Annotated in this window: 17 protein-coding genes; 6 read left to right on the plus strand and 11 right to left on the minus strand. The window is 54.9% G+C overall.

Annotated features, from left to right (window positions below):
- Positions 1-4: 4 nt before the first annotated feature.
- From OEU85_RS09815 to lptF, 5 genes are all read right to left on the minus strand, one after another.
- Complete coding sequence (locus tag OEU85_RS09815; RefSeq protein WP_262691297.1) at positions 5-1,141, minus strand: hypothetical protein; 1,137 nt, start codon at positions 1,139-1,141, stop codon at positions 5-7.
- A 64-nt stretch (positions 1,142-1,205) separates the two neighbouring features.
- The gene (locus OEU85_RS09820; RefSeq protein ID WP_262691298.1) at positions 1,206-1,547 is read right to left on the minus strand and encodes a tRNA-binding protein; all 342 of its coding nucleotides are present in this window, start codon (positions 1,545-1,547) and stop codon (positions 1,206-1,208) included.
- Positions 1,544-3,076 carry a lipopolysaccharide biosynthesis protein gene (locus OEU85_RS09825; RefSeq protein ID WP_262691299.1) on the minus strand — a complete coding sequence of 511 codons (1,533 nt, stop codon included), beginning with the start codon at positions 3,074-3,076 and terminating at the stop codon, positions 1,544-1,546. The genes OEU85_RS09820 and OEU85_RS09825 overlap by 4 nt, the downstream gene beginning before the upstream one ends.
- The gene (lptG, locus tag OEU85_RS09830; protein WP_262691300.1) at positions 3,073-4,233 is read right to left on the minus strand and encodes an LPS export ABC transporter permease LptG; all 1,161 of its coding nucleotides are present in this window, start codon (positions 4,231-4,233) and stop codon (positions 3,073-3,075) included. The genes OEU85_RS09825 and lptG overlap by 4 nt, the downstream gene beginning before the upstream one ends.
- A complete protein-coding gene (lptF, locus tag OEU85_RS09835) occupies positions 4,233-5,423 on the minus strand; it encodes an LPS export ABC transporter permease LptF (RefSeq protein WP_262691301.1) in 1,191 nt (396 codons plus the stop codon). The genes lptG and lptF overlap by 1 nt, the downstream gene beginning before the upstream one ends.
- A 186-nt stretch (positions 5,424-5,609) precedes the next feature.
- Here lptF and OEU85_RS09840 point away from each other — a divergent pair, with 186 nt between their 5' ends.
- The 3 genes from OEU85_RS09840 (at position 5,610) to OEU85_RS09850 (ending at position 8,229) form a co-directional block, all read left to right on the plus strand.
- Positions 5,610-6,146, plus strand: a complete 537-nt coding sequence (locus OEU85_RS09840) for a DUF2141 domain-containing protein (protein ID WP_262691302.1) — start codon at positions 5,610-5,612, stop codon at positions 6,144-6,146.
- A 136-nt stretch (positions 6,147-6,282) separates the two neighbouring features.
- Entirely contained in the window at positions 6,283-7,281 is a 999-nt protein-coding gene (locus tag OEU85_RS09845) for a diacylglycerol/lipid kinase family protein (RefSeq protein WP_262691303.1), read from the plus strand.
- A gap of 6 nt (positions 7,282-7,287) precedes the next feature.
- Complete coding sequence (locus tag OEU85_RS09850; RefSeq protein WP_262691304.1) at positions 7,288-8,229, plus strand: hypothetical protein; 942 nt, start codon at positions 7,288-7,290, stop codon at positions 8,227-8,229.
- Between the two features lie 44 nt (positions 8,230-8,273).
- Here the strand turns inward: OEU85_RS09850 and spt are convergent, their stop codons facing one another.
- From spt to OEU85_RS09870, 4 genes are all read right to left on the minus strand, one after another.
- Positions 8,274-9,476 carry a serine palmitoyltransferase gene (gene spt / locus OEU85_RS09855; protein WP_262691305.1) on the minus strand — a complete coding sequence of 401 codons (1,203 nt, stop codon included), beginning with the start codon at positions 9,474-9,476 and terminating at the stop codon, positions 8,274-8,276.
- A gap of 6 nt (positions 9,477-9,482) precedes the next feature.
- Positions 9,483-9,728 (minus strand): acyl carrier protein, encoded by a 246-nt coding sequence (locus OEU85_RS09860; protein ID WP_262691306.1) that lies wholly within the window; start codon positions 9,726-9,728, stop codon positions 9,483-9,485.
- 70 nt (positions 9,729-9,798) lie between these two features.
- Positions 9,799-10,770, minus strand: a complete 972-nt coding sequence (locus tag OEU85_RS09865) for an NAD-dependent epimerase/dehydratase family protein (protein ID WP_262691307.1) — start codon at positions 10,768-10,770, stop codon at positions 9,799-9,801.
- 12 nt (positions 10,771-10,782) lie between these two features.
- Positions 10,783-12,534, minus strand: coding sequence for a fatty acyl-AMP ligase (locus OEU85_RS09870; RefSeq protein WP_262691308.1), 1,752 nt, complete (start codon positions 12,532-12,534; stop codon positions 10,783-10,785).
- Between the two features lie 302 nt (positions 12,535-12,836).
- Between OEU85_RS09870 and OEU85_RS09875 the strand changes: the two genes are divergently transcribed.
- Together OEU85_RS09875 and OEU85_RS09880 are read left to right on the plus strand one after the other, a co-directional pair.
- Entirely contained in the window at positions 12,837-14,024 is a 1,188-nt protein-coding gene (locus OEU85_RS09875) for an aminotransferase class V-fold PLP-dependent enzyme (protein ID WP_262691822.1), read from the plus strand.
- Positions 14,021-14,590 (plus strand): regulatory protein RecX, encoded by a 570-nt coding sequence (locus tag OEU85_RS09880; protein WP_262691309.1) that lies wholly within the window; start codon positions 14,021-14,023, stop codon positions 14,588-14,590. Before OEU85_RS09875 ends, OEU85_RS09880 begins: the two co-directional genes overlap by 4 nt.
- Here OEU85_RS09880 and OEU85_RS09885 read toward each other — a convergent pair.
- Together OEU85_RS09885 and OEU85_RS09890 are read right to left on the minus strand one after the other, a co-directional pair.
- Complete coding sequence (locus OEU85_RS09885; protein ID WP_262691310.1) at positions 14,587-16,170, minus strand: molybdopterin-binding/glycosyltransferase family 2 protein; 1,584 nt, start codon at positions 16,168-16,170, stop codon at positions 14,587-14,589. The two genes, OEU85_RS09880 and OEU85_RS09885, sit on opposite strands and share 4 nt — an antisense overlap.
- Positions 16,160-17,107 carry an XdhC family protein gene (locus OEU85_RS09890; protein WP_262691311.1) on the minus strand — a complete coding sequence of 316 codons (948 nt, stop codon included), beginning with the start codon at positions 17,105-17,107 and terminating at the stop codon, positions 16,160-16,162. The genes OEU85_RS09885 and OEU85_RS09890 overlap by 11 nt, the downstream gene beginning before the upstream one ends.
- 188 nt (positions 17,108-17,295) lie before the next feature.
- On the opposite strand from OEU85_RS09890, the gene nhaB reads away from it, so the two are divergent.
- Positions 17,296-18,885: a sodium/proton antiporter NhaB gene (gene nhaB / locus OEU85_RS09895; RefSeq protein ID WP_262691312.1), complete on the plus strand. Its 1,590-nt coding sequence runs from the start codon at positions 17,296-17,298 to the stop codon at positions 18,883-18,885.
- Positions 18,886-18,990: the final 105 nt, after the last annotated feature.

The following is an 18,990-nucleotide window of genomic DNA, read 5'->3' on the forward strand; positions in this document are numbered from 1 at the left end:
CTAATCAGCCGATGGCTTTCTCATAAACCCGGTAGGTTTTGTAAATCTCGCAGCCGATCTCCTCAAGGATGGAGATCATGCCGTCGTTATCCTCCAAAATCCAGCCGAGCTCGCCGAAGGTGGCGCCGCGGTCGACTACGTTTTGCTGGCTGACGCGGATCATCCACATCGCCATGGCGGCGCCCAAGGGGCCTTTCTGGAATTTTTTGCGCACGCCCATCAGCGGCACGCGGCAGCGGTCTTCCTTGCCGTTCATCATACGGTACATCAGCTTGAAAATACCGAAGGGGAACAGTTTGCCGTCAAGGTCGCGGATTTTATGGTTCACGTCCGGGATGGTTAGCATGAAGGCAACCGGCTCGCCGTCATATTCACAGATATAGGTACGGTAGGGTTTCACCACCGGCTTCAGGCCCTTGGCGCCGTGCTCCACCTCATGGGGGGTGAAGGGCACATAGCCCCAGTTGTCGGACCATGCTTCGTTATAGATATCTAGGATGGTGGCAACCTCGGCGTTGAAGTTTTTCATGTCGATCGGGCGCATGGTGACGCGTTTGTTCTTCTCGGCCATTTTCACGATACGCACCGCGCGTTCGGGCGGTGGCATAGTCAGGTCAAGCCGGAAGGCGTGCATGTCACGGGCTTTATCAAGGCCGTGTGCCTTCAGCCAGCCGTCATACTCAGGCCTGCCATGGGGCATCATCACACACGGCGGGGTGTCGAAGCCGTCAATAAGCGTGCCGACTTCTTCCGCGGTGGAGAAGGACCATGGCCCCTGCATGCGCTTCATCCCACGCTCAGTCAGCCAGCCTTGAGCGATTGCGAGCAGTTTGGCGGCGACTCCCGCGTCAGTGGCTTCAAAAAAGCCGAAGTGGCCGAGATTTGGCCCCCATTTTTCCTGCGCCAACTTATCGATCTGGGCAGAGATACGACCTACAAGCCTGCCGTCTTGCTGCGCGACCCACAGCGCCACGTCGGCGTGCTCATAGTAAGGGTTTTTATCGGGACGCAGCGCATCCATACGTTCCATCGTCAGTGGCTGGACCCAGTTTGGATCGTCTTTGTATACCTCGCGGGTGACGTTGATGAAATCCTTGATGCCCGCGTTGTCGGTGATCTGGCGGATATTGATGCTGCTCACGGTTTTTCCCTTAGGTATGGTCGCGTATGGTCTTTGGATAAAGAAGGAGCGTGAAATTGCAAGCCTAAAGCAGGCGGGTGCCGTTCGGCACTGGCTGACTGGGTGTGATCAGGACCGCTCGGCCGTCTTCCTCAAGCGTGGCAAGGGTCAGGACTTCGGACTTTACACCTGCAACCCGTTTGGGCGGGAAATTTATCACCGCCAGCACCTGCATGCCGGGCAGGTCTTCAAGGCTGTGGGTGTCGGTGATCTGGGCCGAGGTTGTCCTGGCGCCGTATGCGTCGCCAAAGTCAATCTGCAGCACATAGGCGGGTTTACGGGCTTTTTCGTTTGGCTTGGCTGACATAATGGTGCCAACACGCATATCGACCTTGAGAAAATCGTCGAAGCTTATTTCGTCCGTCATGCCGCTTTCCGTTTTTTGATTTTGCCAAGCTTGCCAAGTGCTTCCGCATCTTCATGGCTGAGGCCTAGACGTACGAGGATCACGGCCGATAGGGCGAGGCCTGCTATTGCCGCGCCAAAGCCCACCGGGGCGGGCCACGCAGCACTTGCGGGCACCAGAGCCATCAGCGCACCTGTTGTCAGCACAGAGACCACAAGCGGGCGCAGCATATGCCGGTCATAGGGCCACAGGCGGAAGAGGAAATGGCCTTCAAGTAACGCCAGAAACGCTGTGATATTCAGCCCCACAGCAGCGGCTACGGCTGCCCCCGTTACGCCGTGCACCGGGATCAGCCACACGCCGAGACCAAGCAGCGCGGCAAGCCCCATCAGGCCATTGATCGCAGGCAGGAGGCGGTGGCCCAGCATCTCTATAATCGCGGAGGACGGGCCGGTGGCTGCCTCAATGACCCGGCTAAGGCACAGGATGGCGATGGCGGCGGCGGCGGCCTGAAACTCAGGATCCATGGTGACGAGAATATCGTGGCGCGCCAATACAAGCGCCCCGCCGAAGGGCAGGGCAAGACACAGTGACAGCCGGGTGGCGTAGCCGTACATATCGCGCAGCGCCTCATGGTCGCCGTGGCCGTCCTTCTCCGCTGCCAGCGGAGCCATGACATATTCAAACGTCATGCGCACGGCCTGAAGGGAGCTGGCGATCTTGCGGGCGACGGCATAATAGCCGCCGGCCGCAGCGCCGGCCGCACCTGGCAACATGAAGTTGAGGAACATGACCGGAAACTCGCTGAAGAGCTTCTTGATCGTGTTGGACGGCATGACAGAGATGCCGTACCGGCGCATTTCGCGGGCAATGGGGCCGGTGAGGGGGGCCCTCAGCACCGACTTGAGGTCATAGTGTTTCGAGATCAACCTAAGGGCTAACAGCGCTGCCAGGATAACACTGGCGAGATGGGCGAGAAACAGGCCATAGGTCATGTACCCCATGAAGCCGAACCCCATGGCAGCGATCAGCCGCAGGCCTTGCTCATAAAAGATACGCACGCGGATTTCCGGGCCAAAGGTGCGACGCGCGCGAATGGCGGCGGTGGCAACCTCCACCATCGTCCAGAAAGGCAGTACCCACACATAAATACGGATAATGGTGACAAGTTGGTCAGCGTCGGCGTCGGATGCACTGATGAAGCTTGAGAGAGCGGGCGCGAAATAGCAGCCGAGCACAGCCAAGAGGCTTGATATGATGAAACTGAGCTTGAGCGCATGGCCTGCCACCATGTTGGCGTCGATATCATTCGCCTTGGGGACATAGCGCTGTAGTGCTGTGCTCATGGCGAGGTCAGAGAAGGCGGTGGATACCTTCACGTAACTCCAGAGAACGGCGAAAAGGCCAAATGTGGTGGCGCCGTAAACCCAGGTAAAGGCGATAACGGACACCGCTTCGACCAGCGCGCCAAGGCGGCCAAGGAAGGCGAACCCGGCACCACCGGCGACGCGTGCACGGTGGCTTGGCGGTGTGTTCCCTTCGCTGCTCACTCGGCCGCGCCCTTTTTCCTGGGTTTGAACTTGGGCTGACCTTCCTCGGTGTAGAAGATAACGCTATACCCCAACAGCAGGAACAGCAGAAACGGGGCCCATGCGGCAAGAAAGGGCGGTGCCACACCAAATTCCCCCATGGCGCGCATGAAGTTGTCGGCGACAAAGAAGCTGAACCCAAGGGCCATACCAAAGACGATGCGGATGGCAAGATTGCCTGCGCGGGTCACGCCAAAGGCGGCCACGGCCGCCAGAAGCGGCATGAGAAGCGTAGAGGCAGGCCCCGCGATCTTGTGCAGGAATGACGCCATGAGGCGATCCGTGGGCAGGCCATCTTTCTCAAGTTCCTTCATAGACAGCCAAAGGCCGGGAAAGGAGACGTGGTCAGGCTTGATGGTCAGTGCGAGGAAACGTTCTGGCCGGGTGGGGATGTCCCAGGTTTGCGTGGCGTTGATTGTGAGTGCATGGCTTTTTGTGTCAAATTTGCGCACTTCGTGAAGGGTCCACTTGCCGTCCTGATACCAGCCGAAATCAGCGCGTATCATACCGGTGAGGCGGCCAACATTGTCGCGCTCAAAAAGCGAAACTTTGTCCAGCACCACGCGATTGCGGATACGGCTTACGGCTTCCACTAAAACGATCGTATTACCTTCCTTCAGCCAGACCCGGCCGGCAAGCCCCTCATTTGGCGGCAGGTCGACGGCATAGTCGTGTGCCTCCCAATATTCCAGCTCTGCGTTCGCTTTCACGACAATGGTTTCATTGAAGGCGAAATGGGCAATCCCGATGATGCCGCTGGCGATGCCAAGGGGCAGCAGGATGCGATGCGCCGATAGGCCGCTCGCTTTCATGATTACCACTTCGCTATGCTGGTTCAGTGTCGCGAGTGTCAGCAGTGACGCGAGGAGTGCTGCGAAAGGCGTGAATTGACTTATGAGTTGTGGCGCACGCATACTGACGAAGGATACAAGCGATACCCAGCTTGCACCGTCGGCCGCCATGATTTCATCTGAAACTGCCATCAGTACAAGAAGTTGCAGTATAGCGGTCAGCCCAATCAGGATGCCAAAAAAGCGTCCGAGTTGCATGCGCACCATGTAGCGCGCAAGTGTGCGCGAGGGCACAAGAAGGCGACGAAGTGTTCTGATCATTTCCATCAGTCGCTAACCCCCATAAGCCGTTTGGATACCTTTTTGATGGGCCCACTGATAACAGCCCAGCTTTTGTCTATCCACGCCAGTGGCTCACCCCCCACCTTGTAGGCTGTGATGCGGTAGAAAAACAGGCTTATGGCGGTGAAGATGCCAAACAAAAGCCATGTGGTGGCATAGGGCGATGCGCCGTTTGATACGGCTGTTTCCATTGCCTCCATAAACTCATTGTAGAGGATCAGCAACGAGAGGCCGGCGACAATGCCGGTCCCTCGTCCTGTTCGTTTATTGGTGATTCCCATGGGGATCGCGAGGAACGGCAATACCAGAAATGTCATGCTGTGCATGAGACGCCAGTGGAAATTGGCATTGAACGCATTGAGTTCGGCCACACTGAGGTCTGGATTATATCGTTCGCGGTTGAGCTCCGGCAGGGTCAGCTCCAACTGTTCTCCGCCGCGATCACGGAAGGTTTCCTTGGCGGGCAGGGTGACAGTCAGGTCCTGCTGGTCGAAACTCAGGACCCGTGGTTTGTTCTGGCTTTCGTTCAGATCGACCAGCACGCCGTTATACAGGCGCAGAAGGATTGTCTGGTCGTCACTGGTGGCGTAAAAACCGCCACGCTCGGCTGTGACGGAAATTGTGTTGTCGTCGTCCCGGCGCTCAAGGAAAATGCCGATAAGTTCCGCGCCCTGTTTGCGGGACTCTTCGATCATCAGCGTGATGTTGTCGCCAAGATCAACAAACTCGCCCACACGGACACTGGCTCCGAGGGCCCCGCTTCTGAGGTCAAATACGAGGTTACGGTAAGCATAGCGACCGTAAGGCTGGATCCAGCCAACAAGGATGGTGTTGACGAGCATCATGACAAGGGAAAGGAAAAGCACAGGCCGCATCAGCCGGGGCAGACCAACACCCGATGAGACGATGGCGTCATATTCGCTCGACAGGGATATTTTCCTGAATGCCAGCAATACCCCCAGCAACAGGCCGACCGGCAGGGCCAGCCCCAGGTAATGGGGTATCTGGTTGGCAAGCATGCGAAAGACAACTTCCACTGGCCCGCCTTGGTTCACCACAAAATCAAAAAGTTTGAGCATGCGCTCGAGAATGAGCAAAAGGGCCGCTACACCAAGCGTGGTGAAAAGAGGCCCCATGATCTGGCGAAGGATATATCGGTCGATGCGAGTAAACATGCTTTGGCGCTACACCTGTTAAGGGCCTGTTTCAAGTGACATTTCATTATCATTCAGTCGCCGAACGTGGCAAAACCATGTTGGTCTTATACCCAATTTGGAAGAATGGGGACATATTTTCGCCACCATCGGACGCCATCTGCATGACAGAGGCTGGCCTTCATGGCGTTACGCCAGGAGAAAAATATGCTGAGTAAAAAGCGTTTGGTTTTGTGTATGGCATTAACGGTGCTTGCAAGTGCAACTGTTTTTGCGGACAAAGACGATCCGGCTTATGTCGCAAACGACATGGCAAACTGTGCCGAGGGCATCAGCGGGGCGGCAGTTCTGCTTACGATCGAAGATTTCAAGGACGTGGAAGGGAATGTACGCGCGCAGGTCTATGGTAGCGACCCGGATGATTTCCTTGAGAAAGGGGCCAAGCTGGTACGTGTGGACGTGCCGACGACCGGTGATGGGCAGGCGCTCTGCGTTCCTCTCCCGAGTGCTGGCCGATATGCGCTTGCTGTCATGCACGACCGGAACGCCAACGGCAAAGCTGACTTTTTCAGTGAAGGCTTTGGTTTTTCAAATAATCCCAAATTGTCGTTCGGACCACCGGATGCAGATGAAGTAATGTTCGAGGCAAAACCTGGCGTGACTAGAATGTCGATAAAGCTTTCCTATATATTTGGTGGTGATGAAGAGCAGAAGGAAAAGCGCCGACAGCTGCGTCGGCGATAGGCGAATTGTTACAGATTTGCTAAAACCAGCGTTTGCGGTTATAAGGCAGCGCGAATGCCACTTTTTTGGCTAACAGGAAGTATGACTGTCGGGGCATCGCACACCTCGACTGTTTTTGTATGGAGCACCACGTCTCGTGAATGTGGATCGTCAAAATATTGCCTGCGGTACCGTCATACCGCTTGTAGCTATTATCTCAAACCCCAAGAGCACCACAAATGCGGCACGCATCGATGCTGTGCGCAAGGTGGTGGATGATAGCCCGAACGTGGTGCATTACGAGCTTGACGGAATTAGCTCGATCCCTGATGCGCTGGAGCTTTTTGCTCGGGCTAACCCTGCCGTGCTTGTGGTAAATGGCGGCGACGGCACAATCGGTGCTGTGCTTGCGGCACTTTTGCATCGCAATCCGTTTTCGGTGACGCCGCCAATTGCCTACCTGCCTGGCGGCAAGACCAATATGACAGCAGCGGATCTCGGCTTTAAAGGCCGGCCTGAGCGAGTGCTCAAAAAGTTGATCGCGCTTACAAATGCTGGCAAACTTCCAGAACGCCTTACCCGTAAGCACCTTATTGAAATGGATATGGGGGATGGCCAGCCTGCACGCGTCGGCATGTTCTTTGGAACGGCGGGTATTGTCAAAGGCATCGAATGGTGCCGCCAACACGCTTATGATGCAGGTCTGCCGAACGGACTCGCGCACTTTGTTGCAGTGTCCAAACTGCTTTTGTCTGCTTTTGGCATTGGCAAGGATAAAACATTGATGGTCTCGGACCCAATGACAATCACGGTGCCCGGTAGTGGGCGCATGGTTGGCCAGTTCTCGATGGTGATGACGACGACCTTGGACAGATTACTGCTTCGCCTCAAGCCTTATGGTAAAGAAGGCAAGGGTGGGCTTCGCTTTTCGGCAGTGGAAGCTGGTGGCAGCAATGTGTTTGGTGCTATGCGTGGTTTGATTACGGGGGCATATGGTAAAAAGACCATAGATGGCGTGCATACCCGACGGTCAAACGAAATTCGGGTCGAGGGTAGTGACCCTGTAACACTTGATGGTGAAATATATTACCCTCTGCCCGGAAAGCCGATTATATTAAAAGGCGACCGAACGTTGACGTTTGTTTCCCTAAGGTAAGATAAGATGGCTGCTGATCCGAACAAAGAGATACAAGATTTTATTCTTCAGGAATGGCGCCGCAAAATCCCTGAAGAAGTGACCGTTGCTGCTCAGCGCATCGCAGAGCGTTTCAATGGTGCGGTATGTGGCATCCTTTTTTATGGGTCCTGCCTGCGCACAGGGGATATCATTGAGAAAGTACTCGACTTCTATGTGATTGTAGACACATACAGCGCGGCGTATGACAATCGTTGGTTGGCGGTTGCCAATCAGGTGTTGCCGCCAAATGTCTTTTACCACGAGACAGAAGTGAATGGTGTCACCGTCCGGTCAAAATACGCTGTACTTTCCCGCGCGGACCTTGCTTTTCGTGTGCGACCTGAATGCCTGAATGTTTCGGTTTGGGCCCGCTTTTGCCAGCCATGCCTTTTGATGCTGGCACGGGACGAGGAAACAAAAAAAGATATCGCTTCGGATATCGTTCAGGCTGTTAAAACCATGCTGGGTAGTTATCTGGACCTTGTGCCCAGCGCGAAAGAATCCCGGGACCTTTGGGTCGGTGCCTTTGAACAGACCTACTCTGCCGAGCTTCGGTCTGAGCGGAGCGGTAAAGGGCTGGAAATCTACCTGTTGGACCAGGACCGATACGACGCTCTCACCGCGCTTGTGGAAGAGGTGCTTAATGTGGTGCCTGATCCGTTTCCACCACTCAAACAGCCGTCGCGCACTGAACGGCTTGCGCCGCGGCTGCGCTGGATGCTGCGTCGCTGGAACGGAAAGGCGGTCAGTTTCCTGCGGCTCGTGAAAGCCTCTGTGACCTTTGACGGCGGTATCGACTATCTTGCATGGAAGATAAAACGTCACTCGGGGGTCGAGGTTGAAGTGACCGACCGCATGCGCAGGCGCCCTGTGCTTTCAGGTATTCGATTGTTTTGGGGGCTAAAGCGCCGGGGCGCGTTCAAATAAAAAAAGGCGCCTTGTCGGGCGCCTTTTTTATGGCATGTAGCCTGCTAGGGGTTCAACGCAAGTCCAACTTTCTCAGCGGTGCGGTTGAAACGGGTGATGATCTCGTCGATCTGTTCTGTTGTGTGCTGTGCACAAACACTGACGCGCATCAGAAATACGCCAGACGGCGTTGCCGGTGGTGCAGCCATATTGGCGTAGACACCTTCAAGTAGAAGCTGTTCCCAGAAACGGGTGCCGAGCATGGGATCAGGCAGATGCACGGCGATGATCGGGCTTTGGGCGTCAGGTGTGGCAAGATGGAAACCCGCCTTCTTGAGCCCGGCATGCAGGCGGCGCGCATTTTCCCACAGGTGAGCCCGGCGGTTGCCGCTGCGCTTGATTGCCTCGATCGATTTGGTTGCGGATGCAACAACGCTTGGCGGCAGGCTGGCGGTGAAAATGTACGGTCGGCTGACAAGCCGCAGCACATCAAATTTTGGATGACTGGAGACCGCGAAGCCGCCAACAGTACCAACGGATTTCGAGAAGGTGCCGACGTAGAAATCCACGAGGTGTTCGACACCAAGTTGCTCAGCAATGCCACGACCGTTTTCACCACAGAAGCCCATGGAATGGGCTTCGTCCACGAGTGTCATACAGCCATATTTTTTTGCGACTTCCAAAAGCTCCTTCAGTGGAGCGGCGTCACCAAGCATGGAATATATACCCTCAACCACCAGAAGTTTTCCTGCGTCTTCCGGCAAGCGCTTCAGACGGCGTTCCATATTTTCGACGTCGTTGTGCCGAAAGCGGACGATGGTTGCGTTACCCATGGAGCAGCCGTCGTAAATAGAAGCGTGGCTGTCGGCATCAATAATGACAAAGTCATCCTTGCCACCAAGTGCCGATATCATACCAAGGTTCGCCTGATAGCCAGTGGAAAATACCATGCAGTGTTCCATGCCGTAGAACTCAGCGATGGTTGCCTCTAATGCCTTATGGCCGCCATAGGTGCCGTTAAGAACACGTGAGCCAGTAGTTCCGGTACCGAAATTATCCAAGGCTTCTTTGGCTGCTGCAACAGCTTCTTCGTTGAAGGTCATACCCATATAGTTATTGGTGCCAGCAAGAATGGTATGTCGACCATCAATCACGGCTTCAGTTTCGGAAATGATTTCTTCCATCACGACCTTGAACGGGTCAGCTTTCTCAAATGGCAGCGAGTCACGCAGCGCAACCGTTGAGTCAAATTTGTCGAGGAGATCCACGGTTAATCAGCCCTTGTTGATGATTTTCTCTACGGCATCGGCAACCTGCTCAATGGTCTCGAGTTCGGGCAACAGATTAAGGGGCAAAACGATATCGAACTCGTCCTCAATGTCTGCGACAAGGTCCATGACAGTAAGAGAATCAAGTTCAAGGTCAGAGGCAAAAGTAACGTCTGGCTTAAGTTCAATGCCCTTCCTGTTGAGTGGGGCAATCAATTCATAAATCTTTTCAATGATTTGCTCGTTAGCCATCCTGTTTGCCTACCTGCGATTTGATTTTTGATAATTTGTTCAACCCCGTCTTATATCGGGGACAGCGCTATCATAAAAGCCCGTTTTTTCGATACCAGCGAATGGTATCCTCTAGGCCCGCTTTAAGGTCAAATTGCGGCGCCCAATTCTCTAGCTTTGGTCGACGTGATGCACGCACTGTCCAGTCGCTGTGACATAGGTACCGGGCGGTTGACAGCGTGAGCATCGCTGGCCGGCGCAAGGCCCAGGCCAGAAGGCCGTTGAGAAATCCAATGAAACCAAGAACCGCAAAGGGTAGGGAGATGATAAACGGCTTCTTCGTGTCTTCGCCACCAAGTGCTTCGGCGACATCGGCCAGAGTGTAACCACTGGGTTTGCGGTCATCGATCTCTGCAATGGCTCGTTCATTGCCGCCTTGCGCAAAGGCGACGAGCGCCTGCGCCATATCATGGCCATGGATCATGGCAAAACGGTTCGTCTTCTTGCCCGGAGCGGGCAGGATACCAAAGCGGGTCGCCTTCAGCAGCTTCAGGATTTCCTTGTCGCCTGGGCCATATATGGCCGGTGGACGCACGATGGTCCAGCTAAACGGCCAGTCCCGCGCTGTCAGCAGCAGTTCGGATGCAGCCTTGCTGGCTCCATAATGGCTGAGTTGTGGCTCCCGGGCAGCAAGCGAAGATACGTGAACAACACGCTTTAGACCCTGCTGGCGCGCGGCAGCAAACACACGCTTCGTGCCACCAACATTAATGTCGAAAAAAGTATCTCGTGATAATGCCTTTGTCAGGGCGGCCATATGCACAAGTGTCTGGGCCTCTGCCATCAGGCGCTCCAAGGCATCCTCGTCTCCCAGGTCCCCTTTCACCCAGGTGACACCACCCCGATCTTCCTGATCACGCCGCGTAAGTGCACGGACTTTAAAGCCAGCGTTCAGAAAGCAATCGATAGTATGCTGGCCCAGAAAACCGGTTGCACCTGTGAGCGCAACCGTTGGCTGGAAGGTGTGGGGACCCGATGAGGGGCCATCCGATGATGGGGTCATGCCTTTTGTAACCTAGCTTGCGAGCGCCTGCAGGTTCCCGGACAGATATTGATTGCGGGCCTTCACGCGGCTCAGTTTACCGCTGGATGTTCGCGGCAGGGAACGCGGCGGCACGAGCTCAATCATACAATTGATGCCGGTCGCTTTCTGAATGTGCCGCTTGAGATCTTCAACAAATTTGAGGCGATCCGAGGATTCCGAGAAACGGCACTGGGCCAGAATCATTGGTACTTCTTCAGCATTTTCACCCGGCACAGAGATTGCGGCAACATCGCCTGTCTTCACACCGGGTAGTTGTTCGGCAGCCCATTCAATGTCCTGTGGCCAGTGGTTCCGTCCATTGACAATGATCATATCCTTGGCGCGGCCAACGATATAAATACAGCCTTCCTTCATGTATCCCATATCTCCGGTGTCAAGCCAGCCCTCGGGGCTCAGCACCGCACGTGTGGTCTCGGGATCGTTGAAATATTCACGCATGACCGAAGTGCCGCGCAAATAAACTCTACCAACCTGTCTGTCGGGCAGCGCCTTGTCTTCTTCGCTGCGGATCTCAATGTCGTATTCCGGAAGCGGCTTGCCGCAATTGACGACCTCCCGAATACGGGCGTTGTCGTCTTTGCCGTTGACAAGCACGTGTTTGTCCCCGGTCAGGGCAGCTTCTTCAATAAGGTCAACCTCAAGGCCAACGCCTACTGCACCAAAGCTGACGCCCAGTGTGCATTCGGCCAGTCCATAGCTTGGCAGGAAGGCTTCCCACTTGTAGCCGATGGGCGCGAAGGTCTCGTAGAAATAGCGCAGCACATCGGGGCGGATCATTTCTGCGCCACAACCAGCGACACGAACGCTGGAGAGGTCAAGATCCTCAAGGGCGCTTGAACGCAGAGCAGCACGGCGCGCACAGATATCAAAGCCGAAGGTAGGGCTATAGGTTATGGTGCCCTTGTTCCGTGTGATGACCCGGAGCCAGCTTAAGGGACGACGGGCGAATTCCTCCGTCGGGATAAAGTCGACGGAAACCTGACATGTCAAGGTAGTCAACAGCGTACCTACAAGGCCCATGTCGTGATAAAACGGCAGCCACGAAACACAGCGGTCATCTTCGTTGAGACCAACGCCGTGGTAGCCCATGCCGTGCGTATTCGACAACAGTGAACGATGAGTTACAGAGACACCATGCGGGAAGCGGGTACTACCGGAACTATACTGCAGGTAAGCCAAATCATCCGGCACAGGCAGACGGAGGCCGCCATCGCCTTTTTGTGCCATATAATCGTCATAGGAGCCAGTGAAGCGGAGGTCGAGACCTTCGGTCGCTTCCTCGATAATCTCTGCCATGAATTCTGGTGCCATAAGGCCGTTTGCCGCACAGCTCTGCATTTGCATCTGTAGCTGGGATACGTAACCGTCCTTGCCGCCAAAGCTGGTGGGTAACGGCAGGGGGACTGGCAGGACGCTTGCGTATTGGCAGCCTACGAAAAAGGCAACAAAATTGGCGCTGGTCTCTGCAATGAGGGCGATGCGGTCGCCTGCTTCAAAGCCCATGGCTACAATCTTGCGGCCAAGAACTTCGGCGCGGTCACGCACTTCTTTCCACGTTACAGAATCGGTCAAGTCACCGCGGGCATTATAGAAATTAGCCCCACGCACCCCCTTGGCTGCATACTCTATCGCTTCAACAAGCGTGTCAAAATCCGCATAACGCCGCTCGAGCGTAGGATCTTGTGTAGGTGTCTCTACCTTCATAACGTTGGCTTCAACCATAATTGTCCCGGCATACCTTAGCCGGACCCTACAAAAACAACAATAGCAAGCCTTGGAACGTCCGAGGCTATGACTAAAACTCAAACCGGCACGGTAAGCCTATGGCCAAAAAACTCTTGCTTTCGACCAGCTTTACCCTGTTCACTCACGAACGGTCGCGTGCCTGGATATTAGGGCTGAATTACATTCTGTATGCGGGCTGCGCAAGTTAATTCTGGCCTAAATCGCACGCGGCAGGGCTGGATAGGGTAGGATTGCGGCCAAAAAATGACAACTGAAAGTGCGAGGATACAGTGGTGGATATGGGGTTTGGCGAAGATGCGCTAAATTGTGTGAGAGCGGAAACACCGGGTGTTTTGAGGCGGTTACACTTGGATAACTGCGGTTCCTCTCTAATGCCCACACCTGTCCTTGCGACGCTAAGGCAGCATCTGGAACTTGAGCAAAATGTTGGCGGATATGTGGCTCATGAGCAACAGTCTGTTGCGCATGAGCAAGTATATGCCTCTCTCGCCAAACTTTTGGGGGGCACTTCCGATAATTACGCGCTGACAAGTAGCGCGGTTGACGCCTGGAATAAGGCTTTTTACAGCGTGCCTTTTGAGACAGGCGACAATCTGGTCACCGCATTTAACGAATATTGCAGCAACTATGTCGCGTTCCTGCAGTTGTCGAAGCGACTTGGTATTGAAGTACGGGTTGCAAAAGCTGGCCCCGATGGCAAACTGGACCTCAAACACCTCGAAAATCTTGTCGACAAGCGAACAAGGCTTATTGCTGTCGCACAGACTCCGTCTTCCAGTGGGCAGATCAACCCGGTCGCCCGGATTGGCCGCATCGCGCAGGCTCATAACATCCTTTATCTGTTGGACGCCTGCCAGGCAGTGGGGCAGTTGCCAGTAAATGTGCATGAGATTGGCTGTGATATGCTCACCGGTACTTCGCGAAAATTTATGCGGGGCCCACGAGGTGTTGGCTTCCTTTATGCCAGTGATAAAGCGCTTTCAAGGCTTGAGCCTGCCATGTTGACAAACCAGTCCGCAGCGTGGGTAGCAAATGATCGTTATGAACTGCGCCGCGACGCCCGGATGTTTGAAGATTGGGAGCGCGGTGTCGGGAACCAGCTTGGTTTTGGTGCTGCGGTTGATTATCTCCTCCATCTGGGGCCAGCGCGCGTGTTTGAACGCACACAGTCTGTGGCTGCTGATTTGCGATCGAAGCTCTATTCTATAAAGGACGTTGCGGCGACATGTCCGGCGGATGCATCAGCCGCCATTATCACTTTCAATAAAAAAGGCCTGACAGCCGCTGAGGTCAAAAAACGGCTTGAGGAGCAGGATATCGCTGTTCAGGTGGCAAGTGTGGTGCACACCCGGCTTGACCTTGGCGCGCGCGGCGTTGAGACAACAGTGCGGGTTTCCCCACACTATTATAATACCCATGAAGAAATAGACCGTTTTGTTGGGGCGGTTGACGCGCTCACCGCATGAAAAAGCAGGGCAAGAGTTATAAACCAAAGAAAGTAAGTGCCGGATATCTTGAACGCGCGGCCCTTCACTATCTGGGGCGCTTTGCGAGCTCGGAAGAAAACCTGCGCCGGGTGCTGGAGCGTAAGGTGAGGCGCCGCAATGAAGAGAATGCCCCGCCGACGGATGAACAGGTGGGCTGGATTGATGATGTAGTCAAAAAATGTGCTGGGTATGGCTATGTGAATGACGAGAGCTATGCCCGACAACGCGCAGAAGGATTGCTCAGGAAAGGCAAACCCACCCGCCAGATTATGCAGGACCTCCGTTACAAAGGGGTGGAGCAAGAGGTGGCTGAAACCACCGTCAATAACCTTGTCGACGAAGAGAGAGACGCTAAAGCAGATGAACTGGCCGCGGCGGCCTATGTGCGGCGGCGCCGCTTTGGGCCATACAGGCGGCAGGGGCATGATATTGAGGGCAGGCGAGAGAAAGAGATCGCGTCCATGATGCGTGCTGGTTTTTCTTATGGCTTGACGACACGCACCCTTGATTCCAGCCAGGATGAACTTGAAGCGTTGCAGCCCTAGTCGTCCTTAATGCCAAACTGTGCCATTGCCGACGGGGTGTCGAGATCAATCAGGATGCCCGGGTCGGTGACGGGAACCTCGCAGACAAGACTTTCGTTTGCGTGGATGACCTCGCGCCCGCCTTTGTCTCCTGAAATGGCCATCAGATCGGGGAACAGGGAGCGATGCCAGAGTATAGGGTGGCCACGTTTGCCATTGAATGTCGGGATGAATATACGCGCCTCGCTCATTTGGGCGGCGGTGTTCACCAGCGCGGAGACCGTTTCGGACCGCACAAATGGCATGTCCCCCAAGCAGATAAGACCGAATGTTGGTTCGGCCCCAAGTGTCTCAAGGCCGCATTTGAGACTTGAGGCCATACCATGTGTATAAAAAGGGTTGTTGGTGATAGCGACGGTATAGCCGCTGAGCGCTTTTTCAATATCAGCCTGATTGTGGCCGGTAACGACGATGGGAGGCATGTCTGTGGCGGCACTGATGACCGACACAGTTTCCATGATCACCGTCTTACCATTGAGGGTGCGGAGCAGCTTGTTTGTTCCACCAGCCCGGCTTGAACGACCTGCAGCAAGGATAACAGCCTGCACGCCCGTATTGTTTTTATGTCTGGGCGCTCGGGGCTCAGGCCGTTGAAGCGCCTCTTTTAAAAGGCCTCCAAGCCCCATGTTCCTGATAACGCGCGGGCCAAGCGGCAGGCGTGCGGCGAAACGCTGCAGTACCCAGTCAAGCCCATTCAGGGCCGGGGACCGGGCGCAGCCGGGCAGGCCCAGGACTGTTTTCTCGTCCAGACGCCCCAGCATCAGCAGATTCCCGGGGTCAACCGGCATGCCAAGCTGGGTCACTTCGCCACCCGCTTTTTCGAGTGCTGCGGGTAATACGTCCCGCCGGTCACTGATGGCGGACATGCCAAGCAACAAAATCAGGGACCCCGGCCGGGAGGCCAATCCGCACAGGGCTTTGCTGACATCATCCACCGTATGTGTACATTGTTGATAGCTGTCTATCCTGCCTTTCACCTTCGCCAGCCGTTGTTCGGTAAGCCTGCGGAGCTTATCGGGCAACTCCGAGCCACTGAGCAGAAAGTGTGCGGTGAAGGGTGTGAATGGCGCGACCGATATATGGGCACGGTTTTGTTGGGCCTGGTCGAGCAGGCGGCGCGTGACCGCGTAAGGGATAACCTTCGTCGTGGCAACAAGTTGGCCTTCGAGAACGGGGTTGAAATTCGCGAGGGTCGCGACAGTCAGCGTTTCGTCAATCTCGTTGAGAGAATTGATCTCGTCGTTCACAAGCAATAGGCCATCCGACTTGGAATGCAAGTTACAGCGTCCTCTGTGGGTGTGACCCACGCGTATATTCTTGCCCGCCAGATGATTGGCCAGTTCGCCCGCGGCTGTGTCTTCTTTTACATCTCCCGGTTCAAGACAAAAAACATGGACCGATCCGATGTGGTGCTGCTGCAGGATTGTCAGGTCTTCCACATCAAGTGTTGTTCCCTTGGCAATGCGGCGTTCTCCGGCCTCGACGCTGTGTGCGAGCGTCCAACCTTGGGCGTCAGGTGTCGGGCGTTCTTCAAATCGCATCTGGATAAACCTTAGACCGCCGGACGTGAATCACTTGCGACAAGATGGAGACGGCGATTTCCGCCGGAGATTTTGATCCGATATCAAGCCCCACCGGGCCATATATCCGCGCGAGACTGTCAGCCTTTATGCCTGTCTCGCGCAAGCGCGTCAGCCGGGAAGCATGAGTTTTTTTACTGCCCAAGCAACCAATATAAAAGGCCGGGCTATTAAGGGCGGGGATAAGGCCGGCATCATCAAGTTTAGGGTCATGCGTCATGGTGACAACTGCTGTGGCTTGATCGGGCATCTTGCGGTTAAAGTATTCGTCAGGCCAGTCGTTGACCACGGAAGCTCCGTCGAACCGGCGCGCCTCTGTAAAAGCCTGTCTTGGGTCGATCACAGTGACATCGAAACCGCATAGCGTTGCCATTGGCGCCAGCGCCTGCGCAATATGGACTGCTCCTAAAATGTCCAGGCGTGGTCTCGGCCGGACCGGCAGGCGTAGCGAACCTTCTTCATCGACCAAGTTGCGGCACGAGGTTGACAGGAACTGTGTACTGCCGGTTTTGTAGAAGAGCTCAAGGCAGCCACTGCACCTTGCCTGAATAGCGTTCGCTGTTGAGGCTATTTGTTTTGCGTTTTCGGGGCGGATCGCAAACAAGGAGACGGCAATAGTGCCGCCGCAAGCGAGGCCAACAGCAAACGCATCGTCGTTGGAGACGGAAAAATTGAGACGCTTGCTACTGCCCTTGTGGAGGAGGGTGCCTGCCTCCGCTATGACGCTGCCCTCTACACAGCCGCCGGAAACCGAGCCTTCGAAGCTGCCGTCCGCCCGGACAAGCATCAAGCTGCCCGCTTGCCTCGGCGCAGACCCCCATGTCCCGGTTACCACAGCCAGTATGGCAGACCGCCCAGCGTGAAGTTCCTCAAGAAGGGGATTTAGGATATCATTCATGCGCTTATTCTTTGTTCGCTGCCGGATAGTTTTAAAAACGGTAACCGGTGCGTCACATAGTTGCAAGCATCGGGCAATTCGTCGCAGTGCGCTTTTCCCCGGTTTGGCTTGATTTGGCCTGCTGCCACCTTTAAAAGCATGCGGAGTACTGCCTAAACATGGGGCTAAATAGTCAAGAGGGATATATTATGGCGTCGCTGTTTGCGAATCCGGCCGGGAGGAATTTCCTGGGGAACTCCGCCGAGTGGTACAAGCTTACCATTCTGGCCTTTCTTATCATCAACCCGATCCTGTTTTTTGCTGTCGATACATATGTGGCAGGTTGGGCGCTGGTACTTGAATTCATCTTCACACTCGCAATGGCGCTTAAATGTTACCCGCTTCAACCGGGTGGCCTGCTGGCCCTTGAGGCCGTTGCCATAGGCATGACATCGCCTGATACCGTGTGGCACGAACTTGAGATGGGGCTACAGGTTATCATGCTGCTTGTCTTCATGGTGGCCGGCATCTATTTCATGAAAAGCATGCTCTTGTTTGTCTTTACCAAGATCTTGGTGAAAGTACGCAACAAGGTATTGCTTTCCTTACTGTTCAGCTTCATGGCAGCTTTCCTGTCGGCGTTCCTTGACGCCTTGACAGTCACGGCTGTTGTGATTGCGATTTCGGTTGGTTTCTACTCGATCTACCACAAAGTGGCATCAGGCAAGGATTTCCATCATGACCATGACCACATGCATGATGGAGAGTTGGACAAGCTGAGCGAGGATGACCTTGAAGGTTTCCGGGCATTCCTGCGCAGCCTGATGATGCACGCCGCTGTTGGTACCGCACTTGGTGGTGTGATGACCCTGGTGGGTGAGCCCCAAAACCTCATGATCGGCGACCGTGCGAACTGGGAGTTCGTTGAGTTCTTCTGGCGGATGCTGCCAGTGACACTGCCGGTTCTTATTGCGGGCCTCATCACTTGCGCGATGCTTGAGGTAACAGGTATCTTGGGCTACGGTGCCAAGATCCCGCCGAAAGTGCTGAATATTCTTCAGGACTATGACGTCTATCAAAGCGAACGCCGTACCTCTCGCGATAAAGCGGCACTTGTCGTTCAGGGCATTGTGGCGGTTTGGTTGATCGTTGGTCTGCTGTTTCACATGGCAGAGGTTGGTCTGATCGGCCTTTCCGTTATCGTACTTGCTACGGCGTTTACTGGTGTGACGGAAGAGCACCAGATTGGCCACGCGTTTGAAGAGGCACTGCCGTTCACGTCGCTCCTCGTTGTGTTTTTTGCCGTAGTGGGCGTTATCAGTGATAATGGCCTCTTCACGCCGGTTACCGAGTTTGTCTTGGGGCTGGACGGCCATGGTCAAATTACTGCGCTGTATGTAGCGAACGGTGTCTTGTCTGCGATCTCGGACAACGTATTTGTTGCAACGGTGTATGTCAGTGAAACTGCGAAAGCCCTTGCCGATGGTATTATTACGCGTGACGCGTTTGACCTGATGGCGGTGGCGATAAACACCGGCACCAACATCCCGAGCGTAGCGACGCCAAACGGGCAGGCAGCGTTCCTGTTCCTGCTGACCAGTGCGCTTGCACCGCTTATCCGGCTTTCTTATATGACGATGGTGAAAATGGCTCTGCCTTACACCATTGTGATGTCGATTGTCGGTTATCTCGGCGTGGCCTATCTGCTTGAGCCGATGACGGATAAGTTGTACGAGTCGCACTTTATCGAGCATCATCATGAGAAAGTGGGTGAGCCAAAGGATGCTGGCGAGCACTGAAAATCGCCAGCTAAACAATAGCTTGACCAATGGCGCCCGCGACAAAACAGTTGCGGGCGCCAATTTTTATGACTAGCATTACGAAAAATTTACCTTTGTAGTGAG

It is taken from the genome of Kordiimonas aestuarii, from assembly GCF_025574465.1.
Taxonomy (GTDB): Bacteria; Pseudomonadota; Alphaproteobacteria; order Sphingomonadales; family Kordiimonadaceae; genus Kordiimonas; species Kordiimonas aestuarii.